This is a genomic window from Bradyrhizobium arachidis (assembly GCF_024758505.1).
Taxonomy (GTDB): Bacteria; Pseudomonadota; Alphaproteobacteria; order Rhizobiales; family Xanthobacteraceae; genus Bradyrhizobium; species Bradyrhizobium manausense_C.
In genome coordinates this window covers 717827-732849 of sequence record NZ_CP077970.1, presented here as the reverse complement: position 1 = coordinate 732849, position 15023 = coordinate 717827, and the positions used below count along the sequence as shown (strand labels likewise).

The window sequence follows — 15023 nt, the reverse complement described above, 5'->3', positions numbered from 1 at the left end:
CATGATTGGAGAACACATGCCCAAGGCATACTGGGTCGCGACATACCGCTCGATCAGGAACCCCGACGCGATGGCAGCCTATGCCAAGGCGTCGCGGCCCGCCCTCGAAGCTGCTGGTGGCCGCGTGCTCGCGCGCGGCATCCCGGCGGCGGCCTTCGAACTCGGCCTGATGGAGCGGGTCGTTCTCATCGAGTTCGATAGTGTGGAAAGCGCAAGGGTGGCGTACGCCAGCCCGGCCTATCAGGCCGCGCATGATTTGCTCGGCGACGGCGCCGAGCGCGACATACGGATCGTCGAAGCGGTCGAGTAGAACTCGTCGCCACGCCAAACAACCGACGGGAGGTCTCGCCATGCGAAAAGTCTGGATCGAGGCGGCGTTGAACGGGCCGTGGAGCCGCGCCTACCAGCCCGGCATCCCCGATACGATCGAGGCCATCGTCGCCGAGGGCATCGCCTGCGCCCGCGCGGGCGCGGCCATCATCCACACCCACGCCTATGACGGCGGCGGGCCGCAGACGTTTGACTGGCAGGTCTATGCGCGCATCATCGAGGGCATTCGCGCCACGATCGACGTTCCCGTCTATCCGTCCATTCCCGGCCTCGACGCGCGCGGCAATGTTGCGGACCCCACGGCGCGCTTCGCCCATATCGAGGCGCTCGCCGAACGCGGCCTCCTCGAATTCGCGGTGGTCGATCCCGGCAGCGTCAATTTTACGCTGACAACGACGACGGCGCAGGCCAAGCCGGCGGAGACCTATCTCAACCCGGAGAGCCATATAAGGCACGGGCTCAGCGTTGCCGTGCGGCACGGCATCCACCCGGCGTTTGCCATCTACGAGCCGGGGTTTATCCGCGCAGGTGCTACGCTGGCACGCGCGAGCGGCGTGAAGACACCGATCTACCGCTTCATGTTCTCGCAGCAGTTTGCGTTCTGCTTTCCGCCAAAGCCCTACGGACTGGCGGCGCTCGTGACGCTTGTCGAGGAGGAAGCGCGTGGCGCGCCCTGGATGATCTCCGGCCTCGGCGTCGATATCACGCCGCTGGTCGTCGACACGGTCGCCCGCGGCGGCCATATCCGGGTCGGACTCGAGGATGCGCTGTTGGGCTCGACGGCAACCAATCTCCGCCTGGTCGAGGATGCCGTGCGCCTGGTGCGCGCCGAGGGCGCGGAACCGGCGACCGCCGAAGACGTGCGGCGGGCACTCGGCGGGGCGTAAGACTACGGCCGCCATGCGCGGAACCGCGATCTATCAGGCGTCTATTGGTTGAATTCGCCGGCCCGGAGTCTTATCCGTAGGCCCATGAACATCCAGATTATCGCCGCCGACAAGCCCCTGATGGCCCAGGCGCGCCCCAATAAGCCGGCTCCGTTCCTCCCCATGAGCCGCGCCGAGATGAATGCGCTCGGCTGGGATGCCTGCGACATCGTGCTGGTGACGGGCGATGCCTATGTCGACCATCCCAGTTTTGGCATGGCGATCATCGGCCGGCTGCTGGAGGCGCAGGGATTCCGGGTCGGCATCATCGCGCAGCCGGACTGGCATTCGGCCGAGCCGTTCAAGGCGTTGGGCAAGCCCAAGGTTTTCTTCGGCGTCACCGGCGGCAACATGGATTCGATGGTCAACCGCTACACCGCGGACCGCCGCCTGCGCCATGACGATGCCTACACGGCCGGCGGCGAAGGCGGCAAGCGGCCGGACCGCTGCACCATCGTCTACGCGCAACGCTGCCGCGAGGCGTTCAAGGATGTGCCGATCGTGCTCGGCGGCATCGAGGCCTCGCTGCGGCGCATCGCGCATTTCGACTATTGGTCCGACAAGGTACGCCGCTCGATCCTTGCCGACGCCAAGGCCGACCTTCTGCTTTATGGCAATGCCGAGCGCGCCGTCGTCGAGGTGGCGCATCGGTTAGCTGGCGGCGAAGCGCCGCGCGAGCTCGACGACATCAGGGGCGTCGCGCTGTTCCGCCGCGTGCCTGAGGACTACACCGAGCTGCATGCTGACGATCTCGACTCCGCCGACGAGGGCGCGGCGCGGCAGCGCGGCAACACCGTGATCCGTTTGCCGGCCCTGGAGCAGGTCGAGCAGGACAAGGAAGCCTATGCGCGCGCCTCACGCGTGCTGCACCGGGAAAGCAATCCCGGCAACGCGCGGCCGCTGGTGCAGCGTCATGGCGACCGCGACCTCTGGCTCAACCCGCCGCCGATCCCGCTCACCACCGAGGAGATGGATGCGGTCTACGACCTGCCCTACGCCCGCGCGCCGCACCCCTCCTATGGCGATGCGCGCATCCCGGCGTGGGAGATGATCAAATTCTCGGTGACCATCATGCGCGGCTGCTTTGGCGGCTGCACCTTCTGCTCGATCACCGAGCATGAGGGCCGCATCATCCAGAACCGCTCCGAAGGCTCGATCCTGCGCGAGATCGAGCGTATCAGAGACAAGACGCCGGGTTTTACCGGCGTGATCTCTGATATCGGCGGCCCCACCGCCAACATGTACCGGATGGCGTGCAAGGATCCGAAGGTCGAGGCGGCGTGCCGGCGGCCGTCCTGCGTCTTCCCTGAGATCTGCCCGAACCTCAACACCTCGCATGACGATCTCATCCGCCTCTATCGCAAGGTGCGTGAGACCAAGGGCATCAAGAAGGTGATGGTCGCCTCGGGCGTGCGCTACGACCTCGCGGTGGAGAGCCCCGAATACATCAAGGAGCTCGTCACCCATCACGTCGGCGGCTATCTGAAGATCGCGCCGGAGCATACCGAGCGCGGTCCGCTCGACAAGATGATGAAGCCGGGCATCGGTGCCTATAACCGCTTCAAGCGGATGTTCGATGCCGCCGCCGAGCAGGCCGGCAAGAAATACTACCTCATCCCCTATTTCATCGCGGCGCATCCGGGCACGACCGACGAGGACATGATGAACCTCGCGCTGTGGCTCAAGAAGAACCGCTACCGCGCCGACCAGGTGCAGACCTTCCTGCCCTCGCCGATGGCAACGGCGACGGCGATGTACCACACCGGCGTCAATCCGCTGCGCGGGGTGCGTCGCGGCGGCAGCGACAAGGTCGAGGCGATCAAGGGCCTGCGGCAGCGCCGGCTGCACAAGGCGTTTTTGCGCTATCACGACCCCGACAACTGGCCGGTGCTGCGCGAGGCCTTGAAGCAGATGGGCCGCGCCGATCTGATCGGCCCGCGCCCGGAACAACTCGTGCCGGCGCACCAGCCGCCCGGCACGGGCAAGGCCGCCGGCACGAAGCGCCCGTTGCGCCCCGGCGGCAAGACCCAGCGCTTCACGACCAAGGGCCTGCGGGTGATGAAGTAGCGGGTCAAAGATTGGATTCGGCCCGACGCTTTTGTGCCCCTGCAACAAAAGCATCGAAACAACCCCATACACAGTAGGCCGGCGATCGCCGGCGCGGTGCGGTGTGGATGTTGCGAAGCTATTGACGCGTCGGGCAGATCGGGTGCGCCGGCGCAATCCCTGCAATTTCAGAAGCCGGTCGCGGCAAAGTCTTGCGCCTCGCCCAAATGTCAGAAGACTAATCCCGCCCGTTCATCCATAGATGTCCCATGAAAAAGATCGGATTTCTCTCCTTCGGGCACTGGACGCCCTCGCCGCAATCGCAGACCCGCTCGGCTGCGGACACGCTGCTGCAATCCATCGAGCTTGCGGTCGCGGCGGAAGAACTCGGCGCGGACGGCGCCTATTTCCGCGTCCATCATTTTGCGCGCCAGCTCGCCTCGCCCTTTCCGCTGCTCGCAGCCGTCGGCGCAAAGACCAGCCGCATCGAGATCGGCACCGCCGTCATCGACATGCGCTACGAGAACCCGCTCTACATGGCCGAGGACGCCGGCAGCGCCGATCTCATCGCCGGCGGACGGCTGCAGCTCGGCATCAGCCGTGGCTCGCCGGAGCAGGTGATCGACGGCTGGCGTTATTTTGGCTATCGCCCCGCCGAGGGCGCGAGCGACGCCGACATGGGCCGCCGTCACGCCGAAGTCTTTCTGGACATTTTGCGCGGCGAAGGTTTTGCAGAACCCAATCCGACGCCGATGTTTCCGAACCCGCCGGGGCGGCTGCGGCTCGAGCCGCATTCCGAAGGCCTGCGCGAACGGATCTGGTGGGGCGCCGGCTCGAACGCAACGGCGGTGTGGGCGGCAAAGCTCGGCATGAACCTGCAGAGCTCGACGCTCAAGAGCGACGAGACGGGCGAGGCTTTTCACATTCAGCAGGCCGCGCAGATCCGCGCCTACCGTGCCGCGTGGAAAGAGGCCGGCCACACCTGCACCCCGCGCGTCTCCGTCAGCCGCAGCATCTTTGCGCTGATCGACGATCGCGACCGCGCCTACTTTGGCCGCGGCGGCGAGGAGGAAGACCAGATCGGCTTCATCGACCCGCGCACCCGCGCGATTTTTGGCCGAAGCTATGCGGCGGAGCCTGACGTGCTGATCGAGCAGCTACGGAAGGACGAAGCCATCGCCGAGGCCGACACGCTGCTGCTGACCGTGCCGAACCAGTTGGGCGTGGCCTACTGCGCCCATGCGATCGAAGCGATTTTGACCCACGTCGCGCCGGCACTTGGGTGGCGCTAACACCAACCTGCCCTCCACGACCTGAGGTCGATGTTGACTTCAGCCACTACCCTGACAATGATGCCGCGGGGACAATTGGAATGATCTTGGGGCGAGAATGCGAAGGTGTCTGGGGATTTTTGTCGTGGCCGCGTTTCTCGCGGGATGTGCATCGGGGCCGATGGGCGGCCAGGCTCTCACTGATAACGTCAAGTCAGGTGCTGCACGGCTGGTGGTCTATCGCAGTTCGGCCCTGGGATTTGCGATTCAGCCTAACTATGCCGTCGATGGACGCGTGATTGGCGGCAGTCAAGCGGCGGGGTTCATAGCGTGCGAGCTGCCTCCGGGCCGCCACGAGGTCGCTGTCAACAATTTGCCGCTGAGCAGCAATTTGTTCGGGCAAGGGAGCGAGAAGGTGAGCGTCGACCTGCGCGCCGGCAGCACCACCTACCTCTCCGCCCAGCCGCAGATGGGAATCGTGACGCCCGGTGCGATCACGCTCATCCAGGTCACGGAAAGCCAGGGCCGCGCCGACACCGCCAGTCTGCATCAGAGCAATGGCTCTTGCGGCAAGGCATGATTCGAATCGCTCCGCTGTCAAAACGCGGATGAATCGCCTTGTCCTGAAAATCATCCTGCGTCTTGGTCGCTACGCGGTTCTTCCGGTCGTGGCATTGGCCTGCGCGATCCTGGCCATTTGGTTGATGGCCATGGATCGCTATACGATCGCGGCGCTGGTCACGGCCCCGCTTGTGTTCCCGATTTTCACGGCCGCGGTGGCGCTCGCAATTGGCCTCCTGCTCCTGCCCTCGCGAAAGCATCGAAGCTTCGAAGCGAACGAGGAGACCGCCCCGGGCCTCTGGGCGATGTGGAAGGATCTCGATCACAGCTTTGTCCGATCAAACCGCACCCTGCTGATCGACACCGATTTCAACGCATCGATCGGCGAGGTGAGCCGATACGCCGGGCTGTTCAGGCGACACGTCACGATGACCGTCGGTCTTCCGTTGCTGATCATCCTTGACGAGCGTGCCGTTCGCGCCGTCATCGCCCATGAGGTGGCGCATGCCCAGCTTCGGCATACCTCAGGAGGCACCAACCTGGCGGATTTCATCGCGGCTTCGGAGAACGTTCTGTTCTACGCCGATCCGGAGCAAACCATTACCGGGCGTATCGCCCGGGCCCTCCTCCATTCCATGCTCGAATGGCTCGAGAAGGAATATCGCGCGCTGTCACGGGAGAACGAGCTTTGCGCCGATCTCGGCGCAGCCGAACAGGTTGGACGCACCGAGGCTGCGCGCGCCCTGGTGCTGATGGAGGCGTGCGGAACGCGTCTCACCGATCTCGTGTTCAAGCCTTTGGAGAAAGAGGTGCTGGGCGCGATCAACGCGCCACGCCCGCCCTTTGCGCGGATTCTTGAGCAGCTCGAAGATATAAGGGCGCCCGGCCCGATGGCCGCTGCTGCCGTCGCGGGCCTGAGCCGCGAGCACGAGCCGGATTCGACGCACCCCCCTTTTGACAAGCGGCTTGCCAACCTCGGCTATACCGAGATTCCCGAGATCGACGAGGTCCGGACCTCCGCCATCGACCGGCTGCTTACGCCTGACGCAGCCAGGGACCTTGCCGCACGTTTCGACGAGGACTGGCGCAAGAAGGCGCAGGCTTGGGTCAGCGTCGGCATGTGAGGAACGCATCGGGAAACGCTGGGTTTCGGGAACTGCCAGTGGCGCTGCCCGGAGCACTCGCTACATGAGGTAGCGAAACGGAGCAGCACCATGTCGCAAAATCCAGCCGTCATCGCCGGAACACGGATCGGCCACGTTCACTTGAAGGTCGCCGATCTCGATCGCGCGCTCGGTTTCTATTGCGGCGTGCTCGGTTTTGAGCTGATGCAGCGCATGGGCTCGGGCGCGGCCTTCATCTCGGCCGGCGGTTATCATCACCACATCGGGCTCAACACCTGGGAGAGCAAGGGCGGCTCGCCGCCTCCGCCGGGCACGACGGGGCTTTTTCACACCGCAATCCTCTATCCGACGCGGCCGGCACTGGCGGACGCGCTGCATCGTGTGCTCACGGCCGGCATTACGCTGGATGGGGCGAGCGATCATGGCGTGTCCGAGGCATTGTATTTGCGCGATCCCGACCAGAACGGTGTCGAGCTCTATTGGGACAAGCCCAGGGAGCAATGGCCGTTCACGCCGGACGGCAAGCTTGCGATGTTCACCAAGCGCCTGGATCTGGAGGCGTTGCTGAAGGAGCGGGAGGTCTAGTCCCCAACGGACCGACCCGTAGGGTGGGTTAGCCTTGCGACTGCGCGAAGCGCAGTTCGCTGGGCGTAACCCACCTCTTGTGTTTCCGCGTTAGCAGAAGTGGTGGGTTACGCCCCGCCGATTGCGCTTCGCTCAATCCGCGAGGCTAACCCACCCTACGCAGTTTTCGCGCGTCGTCCGCTACGCAGTCGTCGCTGGGCGTCCCCGCACCATGATCATCGCCGCGGCAATCACCTGCAGCGCGATGCAGACATAGAACGGCAGCGCATAGCCGCCGGAGAGATCGCGGAGCAGGCCGACCACGCCGGGGCCGAAGGCGTAGGTCACCTGGTTGATCGCCACGTTCAGGCTGATCAGCACGCCGAACGAGCGCGGGTCGAACTCCTGCTGCACGATCAGCGAGGGCATGGTGATGAGGTTGCCGACGGAGAAGCCGAACAGCGCGCAGGCCGCGATCAGCACATAGTCATTGTGCAGGTTGATGATGACTGATAGTGCGACCGCCTGGCTCAGGAACGACAGCGCCGCAGCGAGCCGCTGGTTGAGCCGGTCGATCACCATCGAGAACAGCACGCGGCCGACCACCGCCATCGCCGTCAGGACCGCGACCGCCACCGCGGCGCGCTCGCGCCCGATCACGGGATCGAGGAACGAGATCAAATGCACGATGAAGCCGACTTGCGCGAACAGCACCAGCGCGAACGCAATGGTCACGGTGAGGAAGCCGACATCGCGCATCGCGTCCTTTCGGATCTGCGCCGATGATTGCGGCTTCGCCGCCGCGTGCCAGCCGTGGCTTTCCGGCGGACGACCGACGAAGATCAGGATCACCGGCACCATCAGCACCAGCATCGCGGCTGAGGTCAGGTACATCGCATTGGAGAAGCCGATCTGGCCGATCGCGGTGATCAGAAGCGGCACGCCGACGATGCCGCCAAAACTCGCACCGTTGAGCGCGAGGCTGATCGCCATGCCGCGCTTGTGGTCGAACCACAGGCTCAGCGTGTTGGTGATCATGGCAAGGCTGGTGCCGGCCCAGCCGAAGGCGAGCACGGCGTCCGCAAGATAAAGCTGCCAGGGTTCGCGCACCGCGCCGATCGCGACTGCCGCGGCCGCCATCGCCAGCGTACCCGCGATCAGGCAGATGCGCGGGCCGAGCGTCCGGACGGCTTCGCCGACGAACACGACGATCAGCGCGCCGAACAGATAGAAGAAGGTGGTGCCGCCCGAGATCAGCGACGCCGGCCAGCCGTGCTGGCGCTGCAGCTCGGCGACGTAGACGCTCTGGCCGTAGAAGCCGAGCCCCCAGCCGAAGGTTGCGAGCAGGAAGCAAACCGCAACGATACGCCAGCCTTCGTAGCGGAGCGAGGATTCGTCGATCGAAGCAACGTGGCGGGGATTGTCGAGCATTTGCGCTTCTCCTTGTTCCCCCGCGTCGCGATCGCCACGCCGGCTTGGCTATGACGACCATCATGTAACAATGCCGGCCAGAAAATCACTTCGACAGCGATCGAAGTATCAACGCTGCTGACAGCCTCCTGCCAGTCAGAGCGGATCCGGGAACTCACCCATGGCAGCTTCCAGCCGCGCCTTGCGGCGGCGCGCGTAAGAAGCGAGCGAGAGCACGGCAAGCCCGAGCAGCACCGGCGGGAACACCACCATGTTCACCGCGGACCAGCCGTAGCTCGCGAGCAACTGGCCCGAGGAGAACGACCCGATCGCCATCATCCCGAAGACCAGGAAGTCGTTGAACGCCTGCACCTTGTTGCGCTCGTTCGGGCGATGGGTTTCCAGCACCAGCGCGGATGCGCCGATGAAAGCAAAGTTCCAGCCGACGCCGAGCACGATCAGCGTGGCCCAGAAATGCATCGCGGTGATGCCGGAGAGACCGATCGCGGCCGCGGCGGCTTCGAGCAGCAGGCCGGTCGCGACGATTTTTGGCGCGCCGAAGCGCGCGATCAACGCGCCCGTGAAGAAGCTCGGCCCGTACATGGCGACGATGTGCCACTGAATGCCGAAATTGGAATCGCTGACACTGAGGCCGCACATCTTCATCGCGAGCGGCGCCGAGGTCATCACCAGATTCATCATGGGATAGGCGATGACGCCACACAGCGCAGCCGCGATAAAGCGCGGCCGCCGCACGATCTGCAGCAGCGGGCGCCCGCCATGCAGATCGGCCGGCGCGGGCTTTGGCATGTCGACGCCGGCGACGATGCCCATCGCGATCAGCGCGACCGCAGCCTGCACCACAAAGCTGAAGGCGAACAGAAAGGGCGACCAGATGTCCATGGTCCACTGCACGAGCTGCGGACCGAGCACGCCGGCGAACACGCCGCCCGCCATCACCCAGGACACCGCCTTGGGGCGATACGCAGCACTGGCGCCGTCGGCGGCGGCGAAGCGATAGGATTGCGCGACCGAGCCGTACAGGCCGCCGAGGAAGGTCGCCAGACAAAACAGCGCGAACGAAGTGTGGAGGATAGCCCAGCAGCCGAGCAGGCCGGTGAGCGCGCCACAAGCGGTGCCGACGATGAACGCGACGCGGCGGCCAAAACGCCGCGAGATCGCACCGGTCGGCAGCGTGCCGGCGGCGAGCCCCAGCACGTACATCGACAGCGGCACGGTCGCGAGCGACATATTTGGCGCGAGCGTGGCGCCGACGATCGAGCCGGTGGCGAAGATGACCGCCGAATTGGCGCCGGTGAGCGCCTGCGCCGCCGCAAGCCGCACCACATTGGCACGCGCGCGTGCGTCGTCGGCAATCTCGTCGGCGGCTGTTGTCACATCGAGCATCGGCAATGTCTGGTACGGGAGGGGATGGCGAGCTGGGCGATTCCCGTCACTATGAAGTGACCCGCAGGTGCGGGCAACTGGCGTAAACGGACGCAAGCCATGCCCTGGGTACACATTGGACAGGGAATAGCGGCCCGCGCTAGTCATGGCTTTGCGATCGATCAAGTTGATGCCGCTGCCCGTGGAGTTTTGATCATGTCCCTCGACGACAGGCCCACGCTCGAAGCTCCCGACGACGACCCCTATCTCTGGCTTGAAGAGGTCGAGGGCGCGCGCGCACTCGCATTCGTTGAACAGCAGAATCGCGTGACGCTGGAAAAATTCTCCGACACCGCGTTCGAGCGCGACCGCGATGCGCTGGCCGCGATCTACGACCGTCCGGACAACATTCCCTATGTCGGACGGCGCGGCAAGCATCTCTACAATCTCTGGAAGGATGCCAAGAACCCGCGCGGCATCTGGCGGCGAACGACACTCGATGAGTTTCGAAAAGCCAGCCCCTTCTGGGAGACCCTGCTCGACATCGATCAGCTCGCCGCGAGCGAAGGCGAGGACTGGCTACTCAGCTGGGTGACCTCGCAACCCGGCGATCAGTCCCGCGCGATCCTGTGCCTGTCGCGCGGCGGCAGCGATGCCGTCACCTTGCGCGAATTCGACGTCGAGACGAAGAGTTTCGTAGCCGACGGCTTCGTTCTGGCCGAGGCCAAGAGCGGCCTCGACTGGCTCGATCACGACACGATGCTGCTGTCGAGCGCGCTCGGCGACGGCATGGCGACGAGCTCGGGCTATGCTCGCACCGTGCGCCTGTGGCGGCGCGGCCAGCCGGTCGATCAGGCCGAGGTGATCTTCGAGATCAGCGCCGACAATATGAGGGTCTATGCCGGTGTCGATCATACCGGCGATGCTCCGCGTTCCTGGATCGTCGATCAGTCGGACTTTTTCAATTTCGTCATCTGGCTTCGCGACGCTGATGGCACGATGACGAAGCTCGATCTGCCGACCGATGTCTGGATGCAGGCGCATGGCGACTGGTTTGCGTTGAAGTTGCGCAAGCCATGGACGGTCGCAGGGCGAACGCACGCGACCGATACCGTGCTCGTCATCTCGCTGTCGGCCTTTCTGGCCGGGAGTCGCGATTTCACTGTTCTGTTCGAACCCGGACCGCGGCGCGCGCTGCAGGGCCTGTTCTGGACTGCGGGCAAGCTCGTGCTGCCGATCCTCGACGAGTTGCGGCCGGTGTTCGAGATCTGCTCGCCATCCGCCCAAGGGGCCGCCAAAGGCTGGACGCGCGAGACGCTGCGCGGCCTGCCCACGATCGGCGTCGTCGACGTCTGGCGCTTCGATCATCATGAATCCGAGAGCAATGGCGATTTGCTCGCCAATGTGCAGGATCCGCTGACGCCGCCGTCGCTGATGCTGATCGAACGCGGCGTTGAAAGCCCGACCGTGCTGAAGCAGGCGCCGAAGACATTCAATGCCGACGGACTCGTCGTCACCCAGCACGAAGCCATTTCAATCGACGGCGAGCGCATTCCCTATGTGCAGACGGGTCCTGCCAAGGAGACCGGCGATGCACCGGTCTATATGAGCGCCTATGGCGGCTTCGGGCATTCCGTGAAGCCGTACTACAATTCGGCGCTCGGCAAGCTGTGGCTCGAGCGCGGCGGCACCACGGTGCAGGCGAACTTGCGCGGCGGCGGCGAGTTCGGCACGCGCTGGCACGACGCTGGCCGCTATGCCGGCAAGAAACTATCGCATGACGATTTTGCGGCCGTCGCCGCCGATCTCGTGCGGCGCGGCGTGACGCGCGCAAAACGCATCGCCGCCGAAGGCGGATCGAACGGCGGCATTCTCATCACCAACATGCTGACGCGCTATCCCGAGCGCTTTGGCGCGTTGTTCTGCACGATCCCGCTGGTCGACATGCGCCGCTACACAAAGCTGCTCGCGGGCGCGAGCTGGATCGCGGAATATGGCGATCCTGACAAACCCGAAGAGTGGGACTGGCTGCAGACCTATTCGGCCTATCACAACGCAAAGCCGGGCCAGCCCTATCCGCCAATCCTGATCGCCACCACGCGGCGCGACGATCGCGTCCATCCCGGACATGCCCGCAAGATGGCCGCAAAGCTGCAGGCGATGGGCTATGAGGCCTGGTTCTACGAGCCCGCCGCGGGCGGCCACGGCTACGGCAAGGACAACAAGGAGCGCGCCGGCTTCCAGGTGCTGGGTTTCAGATTCTTGAAGAGCAGGATCGGCTGGGTGGACGAATAGCGCTTCGTCATGGCCGGGCTTAGCCGTCCGAAGGACGGCGTCGCTTCCGCTCGCCTATGTCCCGGCCAGCCACGCCTTGCCCTTCGGTACAAAGAACGTGGATGAGCGGGACAAGCCCGGGCATGACGACCTCTTTTTTGGCTACCGCGAAAACACCAGCGTCAGATTGTTCGCCGGCATCTCGTTCTCCTCGATGAGCGCCAGCCCGGCGTTATGCGCGAGCTTCTCGACGTCACCGATGTCGCGCACGCCCCATTCGGGATTGCCGTCACGCAAGCTCGTGTCGAACACGGCATTGCTGAGCGCGGTGTGCTTACCGGCGCGCTTGAAGGGGCCGTAGAGGAACAGCTTGCCGCCGGAGCGCAAATAGCGGCCGGCCCCGGTGAACAGGCCCTCGGCCACGTGCCACGGCGCGATGTGGATGACATTGGCGCAGAACACGGCCGCGACGTCCTTCGGACCCTGCCCCGCCTTCAACTCGGGGCACCAGTCGGGATCGGACAGATCGATCCGCAGGGGGCTGCGGATATTTTGCAAGCCGGAATGGGCGCGCCAGGCCTCGATGCTCCTGAGATGCCGCTGATTGAGGTCGCTCGGCCACCAGACGATATCAGGCGTATGGCGGGCAAAGTGCACCACGTGCTGGCCGGTGCCGCTGCCGACCTCGATCACGTCGCCGGCCTGCCCAGTGAGATGTTTGGCGAGCACGGCCCAGATCGGCTCATGGTTGCGCTGGAACGCAGGTGCATCGAGGCGGCCATCGGGCTCGACCCGCCCGCCGTCCCTGCCGAATTCGACGACATATTCAGCCAATTGAGATCCCCGGAAAATGGACGATACAAAAGATGGGGCGGCTCAAAGCCCCGCAATATCTGGTCTGTTCCACCCGAATTGGCGGGAACAATTGTTCTATCGGTTGCAATGCGATGAGCATATTAACCGCAATTCGGCTGGCGCATAGTCTCGATTGTCAGACGATCCCCTTTGTGCTTTGAGCACTTATATTTCAGCTTTGGACGATCGACTTAATGCCTGGGAACGACGCCTTGACAGCCTTTCCTCGCAAAGTGGCTTTTGCCGTCACGCTGACCCTTTTGGTCGGCTTGCTCGCCAGCCCGGCCTATGCGCAGTCCGCGGCCGATGGCCAAAAGCTGGCCTTCGACCGCAGCAAAGGCAACTGCCTGACCTGCCATGTCATCAAGGGCGGCGACCTGCCCGGCTCGATCGGGCCGGAGCTGAAGGACATCAAGGCCAAGTACCCCGACCGAAACGAGCTCGTCGCGATCGTGAGCGACGAGCCCAAACGCAACCCGCAATCCGTGATGCCGCCGTTCGGCCGCAACCGGATTCTGACCGAGCAGGAAATCAACGCGATCGTCGATTTCCTCCAGACCCTGTAACGGCCGGCCGGCCCAGGAGATTCGAGATGAACGCAACCCCCGGCCCTCTTCCGACGCGGCGCCTGATCCTTCAGGGCGCGGCTTGCGTCGCGTTGATCGGCCTCGGCAATCTGCCATTTGGCAGCGAGAGCGCGCATGCGGCGGCCAACGACAAATATCCGGAAGACGCCTTCAAGCAGAAGAGCCAGGCCGACGCCATCAAGTCGCTCTACGGCAGGCCCGCCGAGCCGTCGGACAAGATCAAGCTCGACGCGCCCGAGATCGCCGAGAACGGCGGCGTGGTGCCGATCTCGGTGACGACGACGCTCGACAAGGTCACGTCGATCTCGTTCCTGGTCGCCGAAAATCCCAACGCGCTGGCCGCAAGCTACAGGATCCCGGAAGGCACGATCCCGACCGTCGCCAACCGTCTGAAGATGGCCAAGACCACCAACGTGCTGGTGCTGGTCGAAGCCGACGGCAAGCTTTTCAGCGCGACCAAGGAAGTCAAGGTCACCGTCGGCGGCTGCGGCGGTTAGGCGAAGGAGGGCTACATGGCATCGACCATTCGCGTGCGCGCCACCAACAACGGCGACATCACCGAGGTGCAGGCGCTGATCCAGCACCCGATGGATTCCGGCTTCGTCAAGGACGCCAAGGGCGAGCTCATCCCGGCGCATTTCATCCAGGAGCTGAAGTTCGAATACAACGGCAAGGACGTCTTCGTTGCCGATTGGGGCCCCGCGGTCTCCAAGGACCCCTATGTGAAGTTCAGCTTCAAGGGCGCCAAGAAGGGCGACGAACTCAGGATCAGTTGGGTCGACAACAAGGGTGCGTCGGACACGACCACCGCGAAGATTTCGTGATGAAGCCGCGTCTCGCAATTCTCCTTGGCTCTGTCGTCGCCGCGCTGACGGCGCTCGTGGCGGTGTCGCCGCGCGTCGTTGCCGCCGACAAGGTCGATCCGGCCGCGGACGCCAAGGCGTTCCAGAACTTCTTCTTCCAAAAGTTTCCCAAGCTGAAGCCGGAAGAATTCGTCAACGGTCCCTATTCCATGAACGAGGACCTGAAGCGGCAGTGGCAGGAGAAGGAAGAATTTCCGCCCTACGAATTCGCGCTTGATGCCGGCAAGGAGATGTTTGCGACCCCGTTCAAGAACGGCAAGACCTACGCCGACTGTTTTCCGAATGGCGGCATCGGCATCCGCCAGAATTATCCCTATTTCGATGTGAAAGAGGGCAAGGTCATCACGCTGGAGCTCGCGCTCAACCGCTGCCGCGAGGCCAATGGCGAGGCGCCCTACTCCTACGTCAAGGACGAGATGGCCTCGCTGACCGCCTACATGGCCTTCACCTCGCGCGGCAAGCCCTTCGACATCAAGATCCCTGACGATCCGCGCGCGCTCGAAGCTTTCGAGAACGGCAAGCGCTATTTCTACACCCGCCGCGGCCAGATGAATTTCTCCTGCGCGAGCTGCCATGTGCAGAGCCCGGGCGAGCGCATCCGCGCCGAGATTTTGGCGCCGGCGCTCGGCATCATGAATGCGATGCCGATCTATCGCTCGGAATGGAGCGGCATGGGCACGACCAGCCGCCGCTTCGTCACCTGCAACAGCCAGACCCGCGCGGTTCCGCTGGAACCGCAATCGGACGAATATCGCGACGTCGAGTACTTCCTCTCCTATGTCAGCAACGGCCTGCCGATTTCCGGACCGGGAGCGCGGCCATGAGC

15 protein-coding genes are annotated in these 15023 nt (G+C 64.3%); 12 read left to right on the top strand and 3 right to left on the bottom strand.

Going from position 1 to position 15023, the window contains the following annotated elements; genetic code table 11:
• Positions 1-16 precede the first annotated feature (16 nt).
• From KUF59_RS03390 to KUF59_RS03360, 7 genes are all read left to right on the top strand, one after another.
• The gene (locus KUF59_RS03390; RefSeq protein ID WP_212460677.1) at positions 17-310 is read left to right on the top strand and encodes a DUF1330 domain-containing protein; all 294 of its coding nucleotides are present in this window, start codon (positions 17-19) and stop codon (positions 308-310) included.
• 40 nt (positions 311-350) lie between these two features.
• On the top strand, positions 351-1217 hold the full coding sequence (locus tag KUF59_RS03385; RefSeq protein ID WP_212460678.1) for a beta-keto acid cleavage family enzyme: 867 nt from the start codon (positions 351-353) through the stop codon (positions 1215-1217).
• Positions 1218-1301: 84 nt separating this feature from the next.
• The gene (locus tag KUF59_RS03380) at positions 1302-3323 is read left to right on the top strand and encodes a YgiQ family radical SAM protein (RefSeq protein ID WP_212460679.1); all 2022 of its coding nucleotides are present in this window, start codon (positions 1302-1304) and stop codon (positions 3321-3323) included.
• 248 nt (positions 3324-3571) lie between these two features.
• Complete coding sequence (locus tag KUF59_RS03375) at positions 3572-4594, top strand: LLM class flavin-dependent oxidoreductase (protein WP_258768205.1); 1023 nt, start codon at positions 3572-3574, stop codon at positions 4592-4594.
• Positions 4595-4718: 124 nt separating this feature from the next.
• Positions 4719-5153: a DUF2846 domain-containing protein gene (locus tag KUF59_RS03370; RefSeq protein WP_258768203.1), complete on the top strand. Its 435-nt coding sequence runs from the start codon at positions 4719-4721 to the stop codon at positions 5151-5153.
• A 28-nt stretch (positions 5154-5181) separates the two neighbouring features.
• A complete protein-coding gene (locus KUF59_RS03365; RefSeq protein WP_258769936.1) occupies positions 5182-6258 on the top strand; it encodes a M48 family metalloprotease in 1077 nt (358 codons plus the stop codon).
• Between the two features lie 90 nt (positions 6259-6348).
• Positions 6349-6843, top strand: a complete 495-nt coding sequence (locus KUF59_RS03360; protein ID WP_212460682.1) for a VOC family protein — start codon at positions 6349-6351, stop codon at positions 6841-6843.
• Between the two features lie 180 nt (positions 6844-7023).
• On the opposite strand, the gene KUF59_RS03355 is transcribed toward KUF59_RS03360, so the two are convergent.
• Complete coding sequence (locus tag KUF59_RS03355) at positions 7024-8253, bottom strand: MFS transporter (RefSeq protein WP_258768201.1); 1230 nt, start codon at positions 8251-8253, stop codon at positions 7024-7026.
• Between the two features lie 135 nt (positions 8254-8388).
• Positions 8389-9639, bottom strand: coding sequence for an MFS transporter (locus KUF59_RS03350; protein ID WP_212460684.1), 1251 nt, complete (start codon positions 9637-9639; stop codon positions 8389-8391).
• 195 nt (positions 9640-9834) lie between these two features.
• Here KUF59_RS03350 and KUF59_RS03345 point away from each other — a divergent pair, with 195 nt between their 5' ends.
• Positions 9835-11913, top strand: a complete 2079-nt coding sequence (locus tag KUF59_RS03345; RefSeq protein WP_258768200.1) for a prolyl oligopeptidase family serine peptidase — start codon at positions 9835-9837, stop codon at positions 11911-11913.
• Between the two features lie 141 nt (positions 11914-12054).
• On the opposite strand, the gene KUF59_RS03340 is transcribed toward KUF59_RS03345, so the two are convergent.
• Positions 12055-12726 (bottom strand): DUF938 domain-containing protein, encoded by a 672-nt coding sequence (locus tag KUF59_RS03340; RefSeq protein WP_212460686.1) that lies wholly within the window; start codon positions 12724-12726, stop codon positions 12055-12057.
• A 233-nt stretch (positions 12727-12959) separates the two neighbouring features.
• Here KUF59_RS03340 and soxX point away from each other — a divergent pair, with 233 nt between their 5' ends.
• Genes soxX through soxA form a run of 4 tightly spaced genes read left to right on the top strand, consistent with a single transcriptional unit; the run spans position 12960 to position 15021 of the window.
• The gene (gene soxX, locus KUF59_RS03335; protein WP_258768199.1) at positions 12960-13313 is read left to right on the top strand and encodes a sulfur oxidation c-type cytochrome SoxX; all 354 of its coding nucleotides are present in this window, start codon (positions 12960-12962) and stop codon (positions 13311-13313) included.
• A gap of 26 nt (positions 13314-13339) precedes the next feature.
• Entirely contained in the window at positions 13340-13831 is a 492-nt protein-coding gene (soxY, locus tag KUF59_RS03330; protein WP_212460688.1) for a thiosulfate oxidation carrier protein SoxY, read from the top strand.
• A gap of 15 nt (positions 13832-13846) precedes the next feature.
• A complete protein-coding gene (gene soxZ / locus KUF59_RS03325) occupies positions 13847-14158 on the top strand; it encodes a thiosulfate oxidation carrier complex protein SoxZ (RefSeq protein ID WP_258768198.1) in 312 nt (103 codons plus the stop codon).
• Positions 14158-15021, top strand: a complete 864-nt coding sequence (gene soxA, locus KUF59_RS03320; protein ID WP_212460690.1) for a sulfur oxidation c-type cytochrome SoxA — start codon at positions 14158-14160, stop codon at positions 15019-15021. The genes soxZ and soxA overlap by 1 nt, the downstream gene beginning before the upstream one ends.
• Positions 15022-15023: the final 2 nt, after the last annotated feature.

Bases quoted from the DNA above. Each gene is read 5' to 3' on its own strand.
- KUF59_RS03365 (WP_258769936.1), top strand. From the start codon at position 5,182: ATGAATCGCCTTGTCCTGAAAATCATCCTGCGTCTTGGTCGCTACGCG.
- KUF59_RS03345 (WP_258768200.1), top strand. From the start codon at position 9,835: ATGTCCCTCGACGACAGGCCCACGCTCGAAGCTCCCGACGACGACCCC.
- KUF59_RS03355 (WP_258768201.1), bottom strand. From the start codon at position 8,253: ATGCTCGACAATCCCCGCCACGTTGCTTCGATCGACGAATCCTCGCTC.
- KUF59_RS03350 (WP_212460684.1), bottom strand. From the start codon at position 9,639: ATGCTCGATGTGACAACAGCCGCCGACGAGATTGCCGACGACGCACGC.
- KUF59_RS03380 (WP_212460679.1), top strand. From the start codon at position 1,302: ATGAACATCCAGATTATCGCCGCCGACAAGCCCCTGATGGCCCAGGCG.
- KUF59_RS03360 (WP_212460682.1), top strand. From the start codon at position 6,349: ATGTCGCAAAATCCAGCCGTCATCGCCGGAACACGGATCGGCCACGTT.
- KUF59_RS03390 (WP_212460677.1), top strand. From the start codon at position 17: ATGCCCAAGGCATACTGGGTCGCGACATACCGCTCGATCAGGAACCCC.
- KUF59_RS03385 (WP_212460678.1), top strand. From the start codon at position 351: ATGCGAAAAGTCTGGATCGAGGCGGCGTTGAACGGGCCGTGGAGCCGC.
- KUF59_RS03375 (WP_258768205.1), top strand. From the start codon at position 3,572: ATGAAAAAGATCGGATTTCTCTCCTTCGGGCACTGGACGCCCTCGCCG.
- soxZ (WP_258768198.1), top strand. From the start codon at position 13,847: ATGGCATCGACCATTCGCGTGCGCGCCACCAACAACGGCGACATCACC.
- soxA (WP_212460690.1), top strand. From the start codon at position 14,158: ATGAAGCCGCGTCTCGCAATTCTCCTTGGCTCTGTCGTCGCCGCGCTG.
- soxY (WP_212460688.1), top strand. From the start codon at position 13,340: ATGAACGCAACCCCCGGCCCTCTTCCGACGCGGCGCCTGATCCTTCAG.